This is a genomic window from Bacillus sp. 01N45, from assembly GCF_056399205.1.
The window spans coordinates 24,539-43,758 of the sequence record NZ_JBFTQW010000023.1 but is presented as its reverse complement, the minus strand read 5'-3'; the positions used below and the strand labels follow the sequence as shown (position 1 = coordinate 43,758).

Sequence of the window (19,220 nt, the reverse complement as noted above, 5' to 3'; positions counted from 1 at the left end):
GATCCAGATTCAATCCTCATGTACGTAGTAACTAGACTAATCATCATATCCATCTTCTCTACTATATTTTGAATGACCTGTTCAGATTGCTCTTTTTTAGGGTGTTGTATTGCTATTAAAGCATTTTCTATATAATTGTTTTTTCTTTGCTGGATATCATAAATAAACTGTTTTGTGTTTGAGTTCATTTGTTATTCCTCCGTTTTGGATATACCTCAATAGAAAATATTGGATTACCCTAAATTTACACCTGTCCCGCACATCTCCTCAAATATAAAAATTAATTCCTTAACATCCAAGGAACTAATCGAAATTTGTTAAATTTATGTCTAAACGTACAATTTTCTTTTTTTGATATGGTGCCCCCTCTTACAGTAAAACGGACGAAAATCCCATAGGTATGAGAAGAAAACAGTCTTTGATATCTTAGGCGTCGTATACAACTTTTCTATGTCTCACAATCATGTAGCGTAATCCAAAAAATTGAAACCCGATAGGGTTTATTTGGTATGCAAATCTTTAAAGAACTTACATTAGATCTTTAGAAAAACGAAAAAATTTCACGTGAAATTAAAGCTATATAATCTTAGCTTGATGGCGATGTGGTGCTACCCCATATCTATCAATCTAAGAAATGCAAATACCCCAAAACGAGAAAATTGGCATCCTCAGGTGAAAATGTACAATTTTTTATTTTGGGGGTACTTCAAAATGTTGGGTTGATGGGTATTTGGTACTATTTTTTATTATACATATCTAAATTTTAGAGAATGTTCACAGCTGTAATTTTGCAGGTTGAAATAGCAAACCTAACGATTGTAGTTGGAYTTATAGGTAAAGTACCTAGAACTATACCAAGACCTGTTTGTTCCACGTTAAAATCTRCTGCAGTAGAACCAGTACTTGCTAAAAGATTCACTGTAGAACCAATAAGCGTATCTAGTAATTCCCTAATTGGTCGTTCGCGACAATCACATTCACATCCTAAGTCTACAGGTGGAAGTAATGTTATAGATGGCCCCGGCGGTAAAAAACCTACCCCTGTTACATCAGAAATATTGACTACAAAGGATGTGGAACCATCTGTAACTGTAACTAAAAAATCATTTACAGAAGTAATAGTAAATAAAAAGAAAAGTGGTGGAGCGTTTGGTGCATCTGCAATAGTGCCAAGAAGCACTGTTTCCCCAATAAGTTGTTGTAAAACATTCTGCATAGGTAAAACACAGCAATCACAAAGGCAACCTTCAGTTGCTCCTGTTGGACCTGTTAAACCTGTTACTCCTGTTGCTCCTATTGGACCTGTTGAACCTGTTGGACCTGTTGCTCCTGTTGGACCTGTTGGACCTGTTGCTCCTGTTGCTCCTGTTGGACCTGTTGGACCTGTTGGACCTGTTGAACCTGTTACTCCTGTTACTCCTGTTGCTCCTGTTACTCCTGTTGTTCCTGTAGGGCCTGTCCCTCCCGTTGGGCCTGTTGGTAGAGTAAATGGTGGAATTGGTGGAAGTGTAGGACCAATTAAATTTGAATTAAATGCATTAGCTTGAAGTATTTTGTTTTTATCAAACATGTAACTACCTCCTACAGATATACTTTATTATAGGAATATATACAATTAGCCTTCATAAAATTTATTTATCACCATATAATATGCTATATCTTTACTATTGTGTGTTTTGTGATGATCCAATGATAGTATTTGTGTATTAATAGTAAATTTGGTTCTGGCGCAAAGAGTGCACCCATTCGAAAGAGGTATATAGAATTTTAATGAAGCCTGTTCTTGTGGGTATTTCACAACATGCCTATCAAATTAAGCGATTTTAATAGCCCTAAGTAGAAAAAATACGCTATGCTTTCTGTAGAATCATAGGAAAGGATGGCGTTTTTTATGTCTGTTTCTGTGTATGACGAATTACAACTATTTGCTCAAGAGATTCAAAGTTTTTTATCTCCAAATACCTTACGGGATCTTGCAAAAGATGTTGGCTTTGTACAACGAACCAGTAAGTACCAAGCAAAAGATTTAGTAGCTTTATGTGTATGGTTGAGCCAAAATATAGCTATGACTTCTTTAACTCAGTTATCTAGCTGTTTAGAAGCATCAACAGAAGTACTCATCAGTCCTGAGGGACTGAATCAACGGTTTAATAAGGCGGCCGTCCAACTTTTACAACACCTACTAGCCGAACTACTAAGCAAAAAATTGGCCACATCTATGCAGATTTCTTCTCCATACACTTCTGTTTTCAAGCGTATTCGTATTTTAGATTCAACTGCATTTCAACTCCCGGATATATTTTCATCGGTTTATCCAGGTGCAGGAGGATGCAGCCATACAGCTGGGATAAAAATTCAACTTGAGTATGATTTGTTAAGTGGACAGTTTCTACATATTCATACAGGTCCAGGTAAACAACATGATCGCACTTACGGCTCTCTGTGTGCCCCAACTGTGACAGCGAATGATTTATGTATCCGAAATTTAGGTTATTTTCATTTAAAAGACCTTCAATATATACCAGATAAAGAGGCCTACTATATCTCTCGTATCAAGTCGAATACACGTATTTATCAAAAAAATCCTCATCCTGATTATTTTCAAGACGGAAGAATTAAGAAAGGTACAGAGTATATACAGATAGATATGGAGACGTTAATGAGCTCCCTTCAACCAGGACAAACATGTGAAATAGCTGATGCTTATGTAGGAATGACTGATAAAGTCCCAACTCGTGTGATTGTTCATCGACTAACAAAAGAACAACAACAAAAACGATTACAAGATCAAGTTGTAAGAGAAAAAAAGAAACAATCTTGCTTATCATTGACGTAACACGGGCTTAGCTTGATAGCGATGGGGTACCGCCACATACCCATCAAGCTAAAGATGTATATTCCATGCACTTCCGTTCTTGATGCTCACATGCTTGATATTTTTATTTGTTTTTAAAGTTTGCTTTTGATTAAAAGGGAAAATACACGCTATAAAAATAAAACCCCAATATCTCTATATTAAAATCGAGAAATCGGGGTTTAGTCACGAAACAATAGTTTTTATTTAAAACAGATAACTAATTAATAATCCTGCCGATAATAAGAAGCCAAAAATCGTATTTGTCATCGCTGTTGATTTCATTGCGATGCGCATATACCCAGGATCCTTTGCTCCTTTTTGGAAACTTTGAATTGCAGAGATTGGTTTTCTCAAACCTAGGAACATAACTAATGCCCAAGGGCTTATATAACCCATCAATACAATCACCGCGATCCATAAATAAGCAATGAAAAAGGCTACAGCTAGTGTTACTATTGCTTTTTCTCTACCGAGGAGGATTACTAATGTCTTTCTTCCACCTTTAATATCCTCTTCGATATCTCGGATGTTATTCGACATGTTGATTGCACCGACTAAAATTCCAATTGGAATGGAAATCAATACACTTTCAATTGTTATCGTATTCGTTTGAATAAAGAAAGCGATGAGTACAAAACATGTCCCCATTAACAATCCAGAAACTAATTCTCCAAATGGAGTGTACGCAATTGGTAATGGACCACCTGTATATAAATAGCCTACCGCCATCCCAATTAAACCAATGACGACTAACCACCAGCTACTATTCATACAAATATAAACTCCAATAATTGCTGCTACTACATACAATAAAAGCGCAACTGTTAACACATTTTTTGGTTTCAATCCGTGACGGACAATTCCACCACCGATGCCAACAGAATCAGCGGTATCTAATCCACGTTTAAAATCATAGTACTCATTAAATAAGTTCGTTGCGATTTGCAATGCTAAACATGCAACCATCATCGCAATAAATAAAAGCCAATGAATTTCGGCAACATAAAGTGATGCCACTGTCCCTAAAATTACAGGAGAAAATGTCGCCGTTAATGTATGCGGGCGCGTCATCTTCCATATTAATTTAGCGGAACTAATTTCTTTTTCTGTCCCCATAACTCTGTTCAATCTCCGATACGATAAACTTAACTAAATCTATACAATTCAATCAAATTTATCTCGTTCAACTAAGGGCGCAATTCCTTAGCCAGTTCTCTTATGAACTTCTCATATTTTCACATGAGCGCAGACTATATGTTTATCTCTTTAGAGATAGAGGATTTTTCCATCACCATAGGCTTGTGATGTACTCTCGTCAGTTATACGAGATAGTCGTTGAACGTTCATCTTATCCATTTTGACTTAGATGATTCGAGGCGGAAGACCCATTATTCTAGTGTTTAGGATTTAACCGTGCACGATCTGATTGATTTTTTCTGCTTTCGCAACATTCACGCTCGCTATTTCTAGCCACGTTGTAGTTCAATCAGCTTTAGGGATTGCCCGCAGTTAACCCTCACTACTAGCCAATCACTTGACTAGCAGGGCTTACTGATATATTTAATTAACTTTCGTTATAACTGGTTAAATAAATCGTAACAGTTAGTTCCCCTACATTTAAGTATAAATTACTAGCAGTATCTTTCTATCTATTTCCTGCTTCACATCTATTATATCAAAAAATGAATTGGTAATAGAACTGTAATGCTCTTGCTTATCCCTCTATCACTCTTGAATTCAGTTTTTCAAAAGAAAATCCGTTGCTCAAATGCGAACAACGGACCTTCTTTATATGAACCATTTTAAAACATCTTCAGCAATCTCTTCCGGTCTATCCCAATGCATTAAGTGCCCTGTATCTCTATAGAGCTTAGTCGTAATATCAATATGCTTCCTAAATTCTGCAATTTGCAATTCCCTTATTTCTAAATAATTATGTGGCAGATCACAATACAATAATAAAATATCGCTTTTAATTTTATGCGGTTTCAACGTTTTATACACCGTATATTGAAACTTAATTACACTTCTAGCGGTATCGCCAGTAGCATGCCATTTCACTTTATTATCTTCTTCTCGCATTAAGTCATAAACCGCACATTCTATTAATGGTGACCACCTGCTGTAAACCATTTTTTCTGATTGGATGAATGCTTCTTTACTGTCAAAAATGTATTCATCAAAATCTTTTTCGTAATGGGTGATTTCTTCTTCTAATGATCGCGGTGGACACTCTCCTTCTTTCGCACCTTTATATAGCTTCGCAAAATAATCTGCATTCATTTTGCCATGATGATAACCACCATCTAACAATACCATTTTATTCACTTTTTCTGGACATTCTGCTGCATAGTGAAGCGCAACGCTTGCTCCCCATGAATGTGCTACTATATGAAATGTTTCTTTTCCTATCCCCTCAAGTAACGCTACTACCCAATTTGTTAAATGGGATGCACCGTAATCTTCATCCTTCCCAAAACTTGGTGTTTTCCCATGTCCCGGTAGATCAAACGATACAATATGAAATTTATCTTTTAAAAGTTCCGCTATTTCTATAAAACTTAATTTTGTACTTCCTAGACCATGAAAACAAATGATTTGAGGATTACTTTTATCTCCCCATTCACAAACACTTGCTTCATATTCACCAAATTCTACAAAAAAGTGATTCATTTTTAATCTCCTCTAATTGTTAGATATAAATTAGTTTGAATGTAAAATTGTTTTTTCATAATAAATAAATTCAACAAAATTATCCAAATCCATTTTTCGTAAATAATTTTTATAGAATACGAGAGTTAGAAAGCACCAAATGCTTATCATTTCAGTTAATGGTTAGACTACATCTTCACGCCTATGAAATTAATATAGTTTAATAATTGTACTATACGTCTATCGTAAGTGTGATTTTTCAAAGTTTTATCCAGTCCATTTTTTGCTATTTGTTTTCTTTCTTGTACATGTTCCAAATAATACTCCGCTTTTTGTATAAACTCCCGTGCACTATTAAAAGTTTCTATTTCAACACCTGGTATGTAATGCTTTGCTACATCTGGTCGTATATCAGTTAATTGAAAAGAACCTACAGCATTGATTTCAAAAGTCCTATTATTTACTGAATATGCTTGGATGTTTGCGGCATTACAATTCAATTCTTTATCATTTGGTGAACGGTGTAAATTTATATTGATTTTAGTCGATACGTAAAATTGCAATGCATCCTCATACTTCGCAAGTGGCAATAGTTGTATTTTATCCTTTAATCTTTCATAATTCTTTAACTTCTCCCAACCGAACCCCACAATTTTTATATTTTTTTCTGCTAAATACTCTGAAATAGAATCAACAAAGGTAAGTCTATTTTCAAATGCTGTGCCTATAAAACTAAGATCATACTTATATGTATCTTCTTTCTGAGAAGGTTTAAACACATCTTGATTTGCTGCTAACGGAAGATGAAACACATTCTTACATCCTAACCCTCTATAAAACTTGATACAATTTAAATCTTGCGTAAATATGTAATCATAATACGGCACAAGATGTTGTGTTACATCCGTATAATACGGATCATCTGTCAGCCAAAGTCCAGTAGTAAAACCCGCACTCTTTAGTACTGGCATGACACTAATAATTCCCTCGTTTAAACCACCGAGTACCAAAATAAAATCCGGTTTCATTTTTAATGCGGTTTCTATCGCTCTTTCTGGGTTCACCATAATTGTATTACTGTTTACCTTTTGTAAACTATTCAAAATTGCTGCTTCGATCATTGGGTAATAAAAAGGAATTCCTGATTGAATAAATAAAATTTTCTTAGGCGTATTGTCTTTCATGTCATCCCCCCTATTTCTACATAATCAAAGTGCACGAAAATTAGCAGTCTTTATTCATTTTATGACATCTTACTTTACATGTATAAGCAACGTTTATGTCCATTATGTTGCACTTCCCTCATTTTAGAAGCTGTCACGAAAGGAATAAAATTAGGTTATATTCAGCCCAATTATTAAACATAGAGAATGAATACATAAAAAAAAAGAGCCTGCTCGTATAAGTTGGCTCTTTCTCTTTTACAATATCTAATACGCTATACAGCAAAAAAACTATGATTACGGTCAAATTACTTCCAAACAACACCTCGCCGCTCATATTCCATTCTATATTCAACAGCAGCTGCAATTTTAGAACTTGCGAATCTTTCCGTGATCCAAAGTCCTAAATCAACTCCTGAAGTAACTCCTCTTGCGTTAATAACATTCCCTTGATCCACAATTCTGTAAGGAAGCAGTTCTGCTCCATATTCACTCATTTCATTCTGCGCCAAATGATGCATTGTCGCCTTTTTATCATTCAATATACCGGATGCAGCTAGTAACATACCTCCAGTACAAACTCCAGCAACGATCGTTCCTTCATTGTGCATCTCTCTAATTATTTTAGTCAAAGTACCAAGCTCAGCTTCCTTTCGCGCCCCATGTTCAGCTTTATGATTCCAGCCACCACCAGGCACAATTAATAAATCTGGACGATTATCCATTCGTAAAAAATCATGTAGTTTGATCGTAACTCCGAACGAAGTAGTAACTTCTTGTTTTCGTTCACTTGATACGAGTTCAACCGTAAATGGAGCCCCTTCTTCTATCGCTCTTTTCAGTACTTCAAAAGGTGCAAAGGAGACAAGTTCTCCGAAACCGTCAAACAATACAATTTGTATTTTCATTTTTTGAACACCTCATATACTTTCTTTTTCGCATCCAAAATTAGAAGAATAAATGTTATCTACAAATTAACAATGATGATAGTCTTTCTCCTCTTCTTTTATAAACTCTCAAATGTTCTACTAATGCACTCTCGTCACCTAATAGACTCATCGTCTTTTTAACAAAGTTCCAATTTAGACTACCGGATAACCACAGCAACGAAGACAGTCTTTTATAATCCTTTAAAGTTAAAATGTTATTAGCTCCATACCCTTCTAAAAATGCTCTAGCAACTTTCGAACATACTTCATGCGACTCTATTCCTTCTGTCCGGGAATACCATTTTATTAAAAAGGCTAAACCTTCAATACGATCTACATATCCAATCGATTCAAAATCTACAATCCCTTTTACACATTGATTCGAATCCCATATGACATTTAAAGGATTTAAATCAGTTTGTACAATAAACTCCAAATCACTCGTATGTGCGCATTCTATATGATACTTAGCTAAATCCATATATCTCTGCAATTCCTTGCGTGTACCACCTTTATTTTCTAATAATCTTATAAACTCACCATATCCATCTAAATGAGATTTCTTTTGAAAAATCGGGCTTTGAAACGTACTAGAAATATCATGTATCTTTCTTGCTTCCTTTCCAAAGACTTCAGCCATTGTTTCTGTGCAATAAGTGACATGTTCCCCTTCCGTCCAAGTAGACAATACAAACCGGTACTGTTCCTCATTCCAAGTGAGTAATGTAAAGGACTCTCCCGCCCTATTCTCCTTAATCTGCATAAATGGAATTCCATGCTCTCGTAAATAATACGTAAACCGTACTTGCTCTTTCAATTGTTCATTTGATAACGTCCCAAAGGCCGGATTGATTGTTCGATCGCTATTTATAAACCGCGCTGAGTACCGATCTCCATTTACGATGATTTTATAGTGTAGATCGGTATGCCAACTGTTCGTATGTAGTTCTTCTTCAACTATTAATGTACGGATTTCTTTAAAATAGTTCATTAATACATCTTTAATTATATGTTTCATCCTTTTTTCCTTTCATGTGAAAATTTTTTATTACAAACTACTTTTTATAACCACTATCTCGATTATTATAAAAACCAAATTTTATTCATTATTAACTATCAATAGTGTTTTATATGTATAAATTTAATAAAAGGGGATGACTATTCTAACTATATCATCCTTACATAATATTCTACATTTGTTGAGATAGTTGTTGTAAACCAATGTAGTGGTGACTATCTATAGAAAAAAGAGCCAATCCCCTATACAATAGAAGATTGGCTCTTTCCTTTATTTACTCCCCTGTTTCAGAAAATCGTTTTATACGTTCTCCAATTTCATCGCGAACACGTTGAAATTCAGACCACTCTTTTCCTGCTGGATCATCGAATCCCCAGTGTACACGATTAACGTGCGGAGGTGTGGAAGGACAAACAGAATCTGCATGACTACAAAGGGTAACAACTAAATCAGCGTTATTTAAAATATTTGAATCGATTATATCCGATGTTTGATTCGTTATATCAATATTTACTTCATTCATTGCTTTAATAGCATTTGGATTTACTCCGTGTGCTTCAATTCCTGCAGAATATACATTCCACTTATCACCTACATATTGTTTGCCCCATGCTTCTGCCATTTGGCTTCGGCATGAATTTCCTGTGCATAAGAAATAGACTGTCTTTTTGTTTTCCATGTTGTTTTCCGCCTTTGTTTTTAAATTATACTGGTTGATCATTAAAATATTTACGCTTAAACCAAAAAGCGACGTTTACAAGTGCAATCATTACAGGTACTTCAACTAACGGCCCGATAACAGCTGCAAATGCTGCGCCTGAATGAATACCAAACACACCAACTGCTACAGCAATTGCTAACTCAAAGTTATTACTACCTGCTGTAAATGCTAACGTTGTAGTCACCGGATAGTTTGCACCAATTTTTCTTCCCATAAAGAAAGAAACAAAAAACATGACAATAAAATAGATTAATAACGGAATTGCTATTCTTACTACATCTAATGGTACGCTAACAATCATTTCCCCTTTTAAAGAGAACATAATGATGATTGTAAATAGTAGTGCCAGCAATGTAAGTGGACTAATCTTCGGTATAAACACCTTTTCATACCACTGTCTTCCTTTTAACTTAACGAGTACAAAGCGTGTCAACATACCTGCTATAAAAGGAATTCCCAAATAGATAAATACGGATTTCGCTACTTCTATCATTGTAATATCAACAATAGCCCCTTCAATCCCTAACCATTCTGGAATGACTGTTACAAACACGTATGCATAAACGGAGAAGAATAACATTTGAAATACTGAGTTAAAAGCTACTAAACCTGCAGCATACTCTTTATCCCCATCTGCAAGGTCGTTCCAAACAATTACCATTGCAATACAGCGTGCTAAACCAATCATAATGAGCCCGACCATGTATTCTGGCTTATCAGGAAGAAAAATAATTGCTAAAACAAACATAAGTACAGGTCCGATAATCCAGTTTTGTACTAAAGATAAAACCAATACTTTTACATCTTTAAATACACGGCCCATTTCCTCGTAACGAACTTTCGCTAATGGTGGATACATCATGACAATTAAACCGACAGCGAGCGGAATAGACGTCGTTCCAACTTGTAATGTATTCAGTCCGTCTACTATACTAGGAAACACAAACCCTAAACCAATCCCAACAGCCATAGCTAGAAAAATCCATAGTGTTAAATATCGATCTAGAAAAGATAAACGTTTCATTTTATTTTCCATCTCCTATTAACAACAAGAATTTTTTTCTACTACGTTAGAAGTCGTGCAACAAGAAGGCTCTTCAATTTTATGAACATCACTATGTGCTTTCGTATAAAAGAATTCCCACTCGTTCCCATCAGGATCTGTTACCCAAAACTTATCTTGAACTGCATAGCAACAAGTCGTATCCATTTCATCACGCGCAAAGAAACCTTCTTTTTCTAACCTTTCTTTATGTAATGTAATTTCTTCAGCTGTATCCACTTGGAAACCGAAATGATTTACTTGATTTCCCTTCACTTCATCTCTTACGTTCAGTGTAAAATTAAGTCCTGGCGTCTCTAATAAAAATTTTGCATAATCCACTTTCACCTTAACTGGTGACACACCAAATACCTTTTCGTAAAATTCAATAGACTTCTCTAAATCCGTAACATTTATACCAACGTGAACATATCTCATAGCTAATTCCTCCTCTTTATATTTCATTAATCAATTTTTTTTGATTAATGGTGCAAAATTTTAACAGCAACTACCTTTGCCTGTTTTTCTAAAGATACAGCATAATTCTTCTGATAATAAATTATTTACTTCCGCATCATTTAAATCATAATAACTCCACGTACCTTTTGTTTCTTTTACAATTAAACCTGCATCTAATAAGATCTTTAAATGATATGACAACTTAGATTGCGTCATTTCAAAAATCTCTGTTAAATCACATACACAAGTCTGGCCTCGCTGGCAAAGTTCATACATGATTTCTAGACGCTTCTGATCCGCCAACGCTTTAAACTTTTTCTCATAGAGCTGAAAATCTTGTGCCACTGTAGTCACTCTCCCTTCATCAATTTTTTTTGATATTTATAGTATATACGCAGATGAGTTCTATATGCAACTAATTCATCAATTTTTTTTGATTTACCAAAAAAACTTCCTCTTCAAAATCTATACTTGAATACTTTTTCTTGCTCAATATAAAATAGCTTTCTTACAAATTAATACGATAATTTAATATTAACATGGTGCAGTTTCAGGGGTAATTTATCAGAAAACATATGAAGTAAGCACTCTACAAATGATAATATATTAAATCTCGTTAAAACAAAAAGATATGTCCTAGTAGTATACCTAGGACATCCCCTTCATTTTATAATTTCTAGATTCTATACATCACTAACAATTGAATATACCTTCTGTCTAAAACATAGTATTATCATTAGCTGCCTCATTTGGAATCTCTTGAATTACATCCCAGTGTTCAACAATCTTACCATTCTTTATACGAAATATATCGACTATAGCAACTCCCTTATCTTGAGAATTAGTACGAGAATGTACATGAAGAGCAACTGTATCTCCTTCTACTACTACTCGTTTAATCTCTGCAGAAGAATTAGGATTTTTAACAAAGTCCTCCTTAAAGAAATCCATGAAGGCTTTTCGTCCGTCAGCAACAAAAGGATTATGTTGCTTATAATCTTCACTTACATATTTAGGGATGATATCGATATCATGTTTGTTAAAAACTTCATTATAGAAATCAACTACCATCTTTTTATTCTTTTCATTTTCTGTCGCTTCTTTCGATACCGATGCAACATTCTCACTCTTTATTGAGTGACCTTTGGTATTACCAGTTGAAGCTTGAAATATCAAAGTCGACACAATTCCTAAAATAAACACAGAAATAATTATTACTATTAAATTTTTCTCTAATTTCATTTATGCCTACCTCTTCTAATCGTATAAGTTATCTTCCATAACACGCTTGAGAAGTAGAAACCTTCCCAAAAATGTAATGTGAGGGGGAATGTTAGGAAATTACACTCCCCCTTATACAAGGCATGTTAGAAACTAATAACTCTAACTTAATACCTCATTAACAGTTGCACTGTCCACAATTTGAATAAACTTCTTAACCTTATCGTTCTCATCAAACTCATAAAGATGACAGAAATCTGCTATGAATGATTTCCCTGTTACTTTATATGTTCCACTATATTTTCCATACACGATAACAGTATTGTTATTAAAAGCATAAATTTCATCTTTAGCGTTATAGTTATCCCATTCCGTGCCAAGACGTTCATGTACATTTTTCACTACTTCATCTGGACCTACATAAGTGCCCGCATATGGAAACCCAGCAGCTTCTGTCCAAGATACATTTTCACTTAAATACGTTTTGAAAGCATCCATTTTCCCCTCGCCAGTTAACACATACGTTTCATGTAATAGTTTTTGATATTTATTCATAGCATTAACCCCAAGGCATTTCTTTTGTTACAACTTTTGCACTTAATTCTAATACACCTTTATTTGCATAGTCTGGATATGCTGCTTCAAGTTTCGCTACAAAATCTTTTGAAGTTTTACTTTCCTCAGAAGCTTGAACCGCAGTTCTTAGGTAATCCATAGTTGCAATAATCGCTTGATTATCTAAGGATTTTTCAATTGATCCATGGCTAGGTACAATTATGTCAGCATTTAATGCTTGTAATACTTTCAAGTTCTCAATCCATGCCTCCATAGCCGCTTTTGAGCTAGTATCCGCTAAGAATACATGTATTTCGTTAAATACATCAATACCACCAATTAATACTTTTAGCTCTTTATTAAATAAGCTAGTTCTGTAATGATCTAAGCCTACTAGTTCAAATGTTAACCCCTGAAAATCAATCGTTTTTTCTTTAAACACTTGAGGTAATACTACGTTGCTTGGTGCGTTTTCTCCTAGGGCACCTTTCCAAACTTTTAATTTACCTAAGACAGAATGAACAATATGTTCAACAGTAGACTCTGTAGCATACGCTATAGCTTCTGGGTAAGCAGCCTTAATAATTTCTAATCCAAAGTAGTAATCAGGATCCCCATGAATAATAAAGATTTCATCTAAAGATATGTCGTTTTTTTTCAGATACTCAACAATTTCTTTCGAATCAGATTGAGTAAATTTTGAGTTTATTAAAAATGCATGTCCCGCTTTCTCAACTAAGGTTGCAGTGACCATAAAACTTTTTTCATCTGAACTAAACACCGTCAATTTCACATCTTTTTGATTTGTATCAATTGTTTTAAACATAGAATGTTATTCTCCTTTTGTTAAAGTGATTTACTAGTTAACATATTTTTATCTTGTTCCGACAGAAGCTCCCTCTTCAATTCACCTGAAAGTGTGATAGCACCAACAAATAGGCGAGAGATGAATGTCGGTTGGCGTAAGCTAACATGTTTGCTACTATAGTCAATAGAAACATTAAAATTGGACTCTTTTTAAAAATAAGTTGAAACTATGACTGTTATAAAAAGGTTTAAGTCCATCCACTTCTAGCCTTTTTTAAAACGTTAAATGTTATATACTGTAACTTAAAATTCATTAATATAAATTTTTAAAACGCGCTTCAATTTTATCCGGCGTCATTACCCCACCACCAATAGGGATAATTTGATTATCCTTTTGTAAAAGTAATGAAGGATAACTATTAACACCAAGCTGTCGCACTTTATTGAAATCGTTTTGGGCATCTATTATTGTTTCTTGAGCGTTTAAACGTTCTAGTACTTGTTCAGGGTCCAAACCATGCTCGATTGCAATCTTACGATATGTTTCAGGATCACTCAGACTTTGGCCCTCATAATAAAACGCTTTTTGCATAGCCGCAGTGAATTCTAACAAACGGTCTGGTGCTAATGAGCGTAAAGCTGAAAAGCCAATTGCAGCATCTTTCGAATTCATTTTAAAAGTCCCTTCTTCCACCAATTTTTGATATGAAGGACCAAATTCTGTACCTGTAAGTTGATTAATTCTTTTATTCCCCTCTTCTATATATGAGAAATTTTTTATTGGTAAATCATCTAAAAATAATCCTCCACATAAAACCGTTAACGGCATTTCAGTGTGTTCTTTGTAAAATCCTTTAATACTTTCTGAAAATCCATAGCACCATCCACAATATGCGTCCCATACGTATATAAGATTATCTTGTTTCGTCTTCATTTAAATCCCCTACCTTTATTTTTATTAACCAGTCCAGCTATCACTTAAAATTCTCAGCTAACTTTTTTGGTTTATATAAGTACATCTTTTTTATATCTTGTTCTTTTTTGAGTTACCTTACTATATTTTTCAAAACTAACCTTTCCCAAAAAGATTAGATAAGATTTCTAATGAAAGATAGCGCTGCACATCATTGCTCCAAAATAGAAGATACTAAAATTCGGAATATATCTTGATTTAAATATGTTAGTAACTTTCTACACCGGGCGATAACATGTGGACTACCATCCTTAATTAAATATATAAACCTTATTTTCACTTTAAATATCCATAAGTTGTAACTAACTCAATTACAACCTTATGTAACCATATTAGTTACAACTATAGTAGAAGTCAATTCTTTTTTAACAAAAACAATAAATTTCTACCCTAACGCTTTTAGAATTCTATTATTAAAAACTGACTTCTTGTTCTTAAATTTGTTAAAAAGCTTAGTAATTCCCTAAAAACATCACTAGTAAATATGGAACAACAAATTCAAGATAATTTACAAAACAAATAATATAAGTACCTCTTTCATGGCTTACCGACAGAGTACCAGTTCTAGTACATGTTTTTTTTCAAAGCATTACATTTTGTTTTTACCTTTAATAGAAACTACCTGATTAACTAAAACAGGAACTGTCCCACCATGACTTATAATTTTTTATCCCTGTACATTGTGCGGGAATTTTTTTCATAAAGAAAAGACACCCTAAAGTGCCTTCTTTCAATGTGAACCATCACAATTTCAATAGTAAGTATTGGACTCTCATCCAAATATACTTTTACCATGTTAAATTGTTTGATTCATTGAGGAATAGGGTTCAAATTTGGGTTAGCATCACATCGCTAACATACTAAGGTTTTATGCTACCCAAAAACAATGATTTTTACTCTGGGGATCTCAATTTTATTATTTGGGGATTTATGCTTTTCTTAGCTTGATAGCGATGTGGTAGGGCCCTATATTTGACTCTTTTTCTACACCTAGATATTCTAGAGTTCGTTCTAACATAAGTGCTGCCTGTTGACGTGTGAGTGTGCCATATGGCGTAAACTTAGTAGCTGAAACACCTCGGATAATTCCTGTATCGTATAGGGCTTGTACATCACAATACCGGCTGCGAACGTATTTACATCAAGAAGATTAATGGAGCAAATGATGATTGCCCTAAATTGGTTTGATAGCTGTTTTTGCAAAGTTTGAGCGTGATATTATTCTTTGAAATTCTCTTCTTAAAGATAATACGTAAATACAAACAAAACCAGCAAAACAACGTTCCTATGTCGTACTGGTTTTGTTGAAGTCCATTTTGAATTGTAGCTAGTTCAACGTAATTGCAAATTCTGAGTTCGGTGCCCCAGCAATTACAACCGTTCCATTCTTCGGCAGTTTTACTTTGTTATTGCCGCTCACGATGGTAAAGTTGACACATACTCCATTCTCATCATACACCGCGAACGCACCCTTCGATGGCAATGTCACGGTCATCCTTTTTCCTGCTGCCGCTTGCGGGATCGTAAACCATTTAGCATGCCCATTTGCTTGCAGAGTAACTTTGGATGATTGGCCAGCATCAAGTGGTTTTACGTTGTTTCCACTTACGTATAACAACCCGGCCATTTCCATATATTCATTGCCGCCTTCTGTATAGAAATGCGTTTCCGTCGTATCACGGCCATTCATCACGGGGATCTGGAGCTGATGCGCCGCGGTGTTCGGACCTGTAATTTTTCTGCCCTCCCAATAGCCCGCCAGGCCTTCCTTACGAATAATTTGTGTGGTAATAAGTTTCGGTTGTACGAGATATTCAATAGAACTAAATTTCTCATTCACGAGATAGAACTTGACACCTTCCCGCTTCGCCCATGCGGCAGCGGTTTTCTTCGATAGCACATTGTCTTCTAGTTTCTCGGCTAAATAGTGAGTCATCGCACCTTGCCCTAAGTCTGGTGTCGATTTATATGTGCTCTCCCTCAAATAAGTTCTTCCATTCTTCTCGGTGACAAAGTTGAGCTTAGAAGTACCCTTCTCATTAATAAAGCTTCCATCCACAGTATATACATATTTTTCTTCTCGATTAGATGGTAAGAACAGTTCTCCATTCTTCGTAATTTCAATTTTGAAATGAGTTTCGCTATTGCCATAAAAGCCCGCTTTCTTTGCCACGTCTTGAGGCATCTTGACCTTGACCGGCTTGCCAAAAGATTTGTTCGGCTTGATGTTCTTAATTGTCCCCTTCTCTTTAAGCACGGCGAGCAGCAATTCAGTTGCCAGCAGTTGATTTGTAGAGCTTCGTCCACCGGATGACAACACAGCCGCTGCCATTTTCTGTTCCGGAAGCACGACCAGTATAGCATGTTGCAGTGCCGTGTCGCCGCCCTTAGCCAAGCCTTTTATCCCATATTCACTGAATGGGTATAGTTTCACACTATCCCAGCCAAGACCATAGTTAAAAATATTATCTCCATCCCCCGGCCACATTCCTTTTTTATATTCCTCTTGCTCCATCGCCTTGACTACCTTATCAGAGAGAATCCCTTTTCCCTGTCCCATAAATAATTGTGAGAATCGTACCATATCTTCTGCCGTGGAAGAGACCCCTCCCGTACCAATCACATTCACCGATTCAATTGGAAGCTGCCCTTGGTACGCCGGAAAATAAAGTCCAGCCCGCTTTTCGTCTCTCCATTTGTCCTGCGGCGTTTTTGTATGATTCATCTTTAAGGGTTCTGTAAACCGTTGATGTAGAAATTCGGTAAAGCTCATACCGCTGACTCTTTCCACCAAAATTTCGGCCAGCGTAAAACCATCGTTGCAGTATACCGAGAACGCGCCAGGGTCTGCTTTCAGGCTCTGGTTGGACAATTGCTGCAACAAGAAATCATGGGAATAGGTATCATTATCGTTAAATAAAAATGCATTACTTAACGTGGAACCTTGCAAGCCGGAGGAGTGATTCAACAACATACGCGGGGTAATGCGTTTGTACCGCCCATCTTTCATCTTAAAATCAGGAACATAGTTAACCACAGGAGCATCCAAATCGACTTTTCCTTCGTCGACCAATTTCATTACAGCCGCTGTTGCATACATTTTACTGACTGAACCAATCCCGTATAGAGTATCTTTGGTTAGTGGCTGTTCCCCTTCCATATCGTTCTTTCCAGCCTGCCCCGACAAAGTAAGCTTGCCATTATCAATTAGCGCATACTGCACGCTAGTCGTCCCATGGGACTTCGTGAGTAGCGCAGCCTTCTCTGCTGCAATCTTCTTCAGCTCTTGGCTAGCTACTTCTACGTTAGATACAACTGTAGTCTTACTATCAGAAAATGCTTTCGCCCCTGTTGGTAGAATCATAGTTAGCGCTAATGTAGCGGCTAATACACCAGTTAGTTTATTTTTCATGAGGGAATTGCCTCCTTAGATAAGTGATCAATTTCATCATTTGTTTGTTTAACTATGAAAATATGATAAAATTTATCCGTTCTTCCTTTTGGCCTACTTGCTAAATTCAGCAAGTAAAATATTTTTAAAAGGATCAGGACTATCAGCATTAAGGCTGTTCAAATTGACAGCTAATGTATGCTTGCCTCCAAGTGTACCTCCAGCAAAAGTAACAAACCCTGGAATGCTACCTCCGTGTCCCCATATTGAGACACCGTTTGGAAGCTTAGTTTCATAGATTCCAAGACCATATCTGCCAAGTGCAACTTCTCCTGTTGGAACTGTAGTAAGCATTTGTTTTAGTTGCTGTTCTTTTATTAATTTACCTCCAAGTAAGTAAGAGAAGAATTTGTTTAAATCATCAGCAGTAGAAATCATATCTCCAGCCGAGCTCCCCATACTTGGGTTATAATACGTAACATCTTTTGGCTCACTTGCTCCGTCTAGTTGGATATATCCACGGGCATGCTTGGTTCCTGGAATCACGCTTGAATTGCCAGGTAAGAATGTATTCGATAATTCAAGCGGTTCAATAATCCGATTTTCAATCTCTTCCGCATAGCTGTTCCCGGTTACTGTTTCAATAAGGATCCCTAGTAATACGTATCCTGTATTTGAATAAGACCAGCTCTTTCCTGGAGCAAAATCTGGGGGCATCGAAATCCCCATCTTTACTAATTCTTCAGCCCTATACGATTTTTTTGTATCCATAAGATTAAAACTTTTTGACCTTGTGTATTCAGCGATACCACTTGTGTGGTTCAATACTTGCCGGATAGTAAACTGTTTATCATCATATCCGTTTCCTTGAATGACACCAGGCAACCATTTTTCAATAGAGTCGTCTAGATTCAAGCGGTTCTCTTCGGCTAATTGAAGTACAACTGTTGCCGTGAACGTCTTCGTCACGCTACCAATGCGAAAGCGAAAATCTGTTTTCATTGGTTTCTTGCTGCTCAGATTCGCTACCCCAGCGGCATAACTCCATGTTTTTCCACCCTCAGAAGTTTTAGCAAGTATCCCCGGGAATCCAAGTTGCAATGTATCCCGCACTGCTTGCTTGACAGAATTACGATCTCGTTGAGTACTTGTTTGTACCGAACTAGATACACTTTGAGTAGGTTCTGCTTTTACAATTAAGGTTGGCGTTGTGTATAACAGAGAACTTCCAGCTATTAAAAGGGCCAGACTTGCACATGTAATTTGACTACGTGTTTTCATAGGGCATCCCTCTCCTCTATTCATATTGTATAGGTGGTTTCTTGCTATTTCGTATTAACCACACAACTACCATCTCCACCAATGAAAAAAGGTCAACATTGAATTCGTAATCATCTTCATATTTATTATTTTTACAAACGCCATTCTGTCC

The 19,220-nt window shown here is 35.9% G+C and carries 17 protein-coding genes and 2 pseudogenes; 1 reads left to right on the top strand and 18 read right to left on the bottom strand.

Translation table 11 applies throughout. The features are described 5' to 3' along the window. A partial coding sequence (locus tag AC1DMU_RS28690; RefSeq protein WP_061666939.1) for a hypothetical protein occupies window positions 1-188 on the bottom strand: 188 nt, incomplete at its 3' end. 575 nt (window positions 189-763) lie between these two features. Next, a complete protein-coding gene (locus tag AC1DMU_RS28685) occupies window positions 764-1,570 on the bottom strand; it encodes an exosporium leader peptide-containing protein (protein ID WP_476941670.1) in 807 nt (268 codons plus the stop codon). A gap of 321 nt (window positions 1,571-1,891) precedes the next feature. Between AC1DMU_RS28685 and AC1DMU_RS28680 the strand changes: the two are divergent. Then, window positions 1,892-2,812: pseudogene (locus tag AC1DMU_RS28680) on the top strand (IS4 family transposase); the annotation flags it as partial. A gap of 249 nt (window positions 2,813-3,061) precedes the next feature. On the opposite strand, the gene menA reads toward AC1DMU_RS28680, so the two are convergent. The 16 genes and pseudogenes from menA to AC1DMU_RS28600 all read right to left on the bottom strand — a co-directional run bounded on the left by menA (window position 3,062) and on the right by AC1DMU_RS28600 (window position 19,069). Beyond that, window positions 3,062-3,973, bottom strand: a complete 912-nt coding sequence (gene menA / locus AC1DMU_RS28675; RefSeq protein WP_000536362.1) for a 1,4-dihydroxy-2-naphthoate polyprenyltransferase — start codon at window positions 3,971-3,973, stop codon at window positions 3,062-3,064. Between the two features lie 672 nt (window positions 3,974-4,645). Then, window positions 4,646-5,530, bottom strand: coding sequence for an alpha/beta fold hydrolase (locus tag AC1DMU_RS28670; RefSeq protein WP_088063942.1), 885 nt, complete (start codon window positions 5,528-5,530; stop codon window positions 4,646-4,648). 167 nt (window positions 5,531-5,697) lie between these two features. Further along, window positions 5,698-6,693: a CgeB family protein gene (locus AC1DMU_RS28665; RefSeq protein WP_088063943.1), complete on the bottom strand. Its 996-nt coding sequence runs from the start codon at window positions 6,691-6,693 to the stop codon at window positions 5,698-5,700. Window positions 6,694-6,980: 287 nt separating this feature from the next. Next, window positions 6,981-7,580, bottom strand: a complete 600-nt coding sequence (locus tag AC1DMU_RS28660; protein WP_088063944.1) for a DJ-1/PfpI family protein — start codon at window positions 7,578-7,580, stop codon at window positions 6,981-6,983. 55 nt (window positions 7,581-7,635) lie between these two features. Continuing rightward, window positions 7,636-8,619, bottom strand: a complete 984-nt coding sequence (locus AC1DMU_RS28655; protein ID WP_098134462.1) for a phosphotransferase enzyme family protein — start codon at window positions 8,617-8,619, stop codon at window positions 7,636-7,638. Window positions 8,620-8,893: 274 nt separating this feature from the next. Next, the gene (arsC, locus tag AC1DMU_RS28650; RefSeq protein WP_088063945.1) at window positions 8,894-9,298 is read right to left on the bottom strand and encodes an arsenate reductase (thioredoxin); all 405 of its coding nucleotides are present in this window, start codon (window positions 9,296-9,298) and stop codon (window positions 8,894-8,896) included. Between the two features lie 25 nt (window positions 9,299-9,323). Next, window positions 9,324-10,364: an ACR3 family arsenite efflux transporter gene (gene arsB / locus AC1DMU_RS28645; protein ID WP_088063946.1), complete on the bottom strand. Its 1,041-nt coding sequence runs from the start codon at window positions 10,362-10,364 to the stop codon at window positions 9,324-9,326. 18 nt (window positions 10,365-10,382) lie between these two features. Continuing rightward, on the bottom strand, window positions 10,383-10,820 hold the full coding sequence (locus AC1DMU_RS28640; protein WP_087984492.1) for an ArsI/CadI family heavy metal resistance metalloenzyme: 438 nt from the start codon (window positions 10,818-10,820) through the stop codon (window positions 10,383-10,385). A gap of 60 nt (window positions 10,821-10,880) precedes the next feature. Beyond that, the gene (arsR, locus tag AC1DMU_RS28635) at window positions 10,881-11,186 is read right to left on the bottom strand and encodes an arsenical resistance operon transcriptional regulator ArsR (protein ID WP_000046014.1); all 306 of its coding nucleotides are present in this window, start codon (window positions 11,184-11,186) and stop codon (window positions 10,881-10,883) included. A 372-nt stretch (window positions 11,187-11,558) separates the two neighbouring features. Then, window positions 11,559-12,083, bottom strand: a complete 525-nt coding sequence (locus AC1DMU_RS28630; RefSeq protein ID WP_087984491.1) for a nuclear transport factor 2 family protein — start codon at window positions 12,081-12,083, stop codon at window positions 11,559-11,561. 141 nt (window positions 12,084-12,224) lie between these two features. Further along, a complete protein-coding gene (locus AC1DMU_RS28625) occupies window positions 12,225-12,617 on the bottom strand; it encodes a nuclear transport factor 2 family protein (protein ID WP_088063947.1) in 393 nt (130 codons plus the stop codon). Window positions 12,618-12,621: 4 nt separating this feature from the next. Beyond that, on the bottom strand, window positions 12,622-13,443 hold the full coding sequence (locus tag AC1DMU_RS28620; RefSeq protein ID WP_088063948.1) for an MBL fold metallo-hydrolase: 822 nt from the start codon (window positions 13,441-13,443) through the stop codon (window positions 12,622-12,624). 294 nt (window positions 13,444-13,737) lie between these two features. Next, window positions 13,738-14,358: a DsbA family protein gene (locus AC1DMU_RS28615; protein ID WP_088063949.1), complete on the bottom strand. Its 621-nt coding sequence runs from the start codon at window positions 14,356-14,358 to the stop codon at window positions 13,738-13,740. A gap of 967 nt (window positions 14,359-15,325) precedes the next feature. Then, window positions 15,326-15,496: pseudogene (locus tag AC1DMU_RS28610) on the bottom strand (hypothetical protein); the annotation flags it as partial. Window positions 15,497-15,724: 228 nt separating this feature from the next. After that, a complete protein-coding gene (locus tag AC1DMU_RS28605; RefSeq protein ID WP_088063950.1) occupies window positions 15,725-17,809 on the bottom strand; it encodes a serine hydrolase domain-containing protein in 2,085 nt (694 codons plus the stop codon). 93 nt (window positions 17,810-17,902) lie between these two features. Next, window positions 17,903-19,069, bottom strand: a complete 1,167-nt coding sequence (locus tag AC1DMU_RS28600; RefSeq protein ID WP_088063951.1) for a serine hydrolase domain-containing protein — start codon at window positions 19,067-19,069, stop codon at window positions 17,903-17,905. Window positions 19,070-19,220 lie beyond the last annotated feature (151 nt).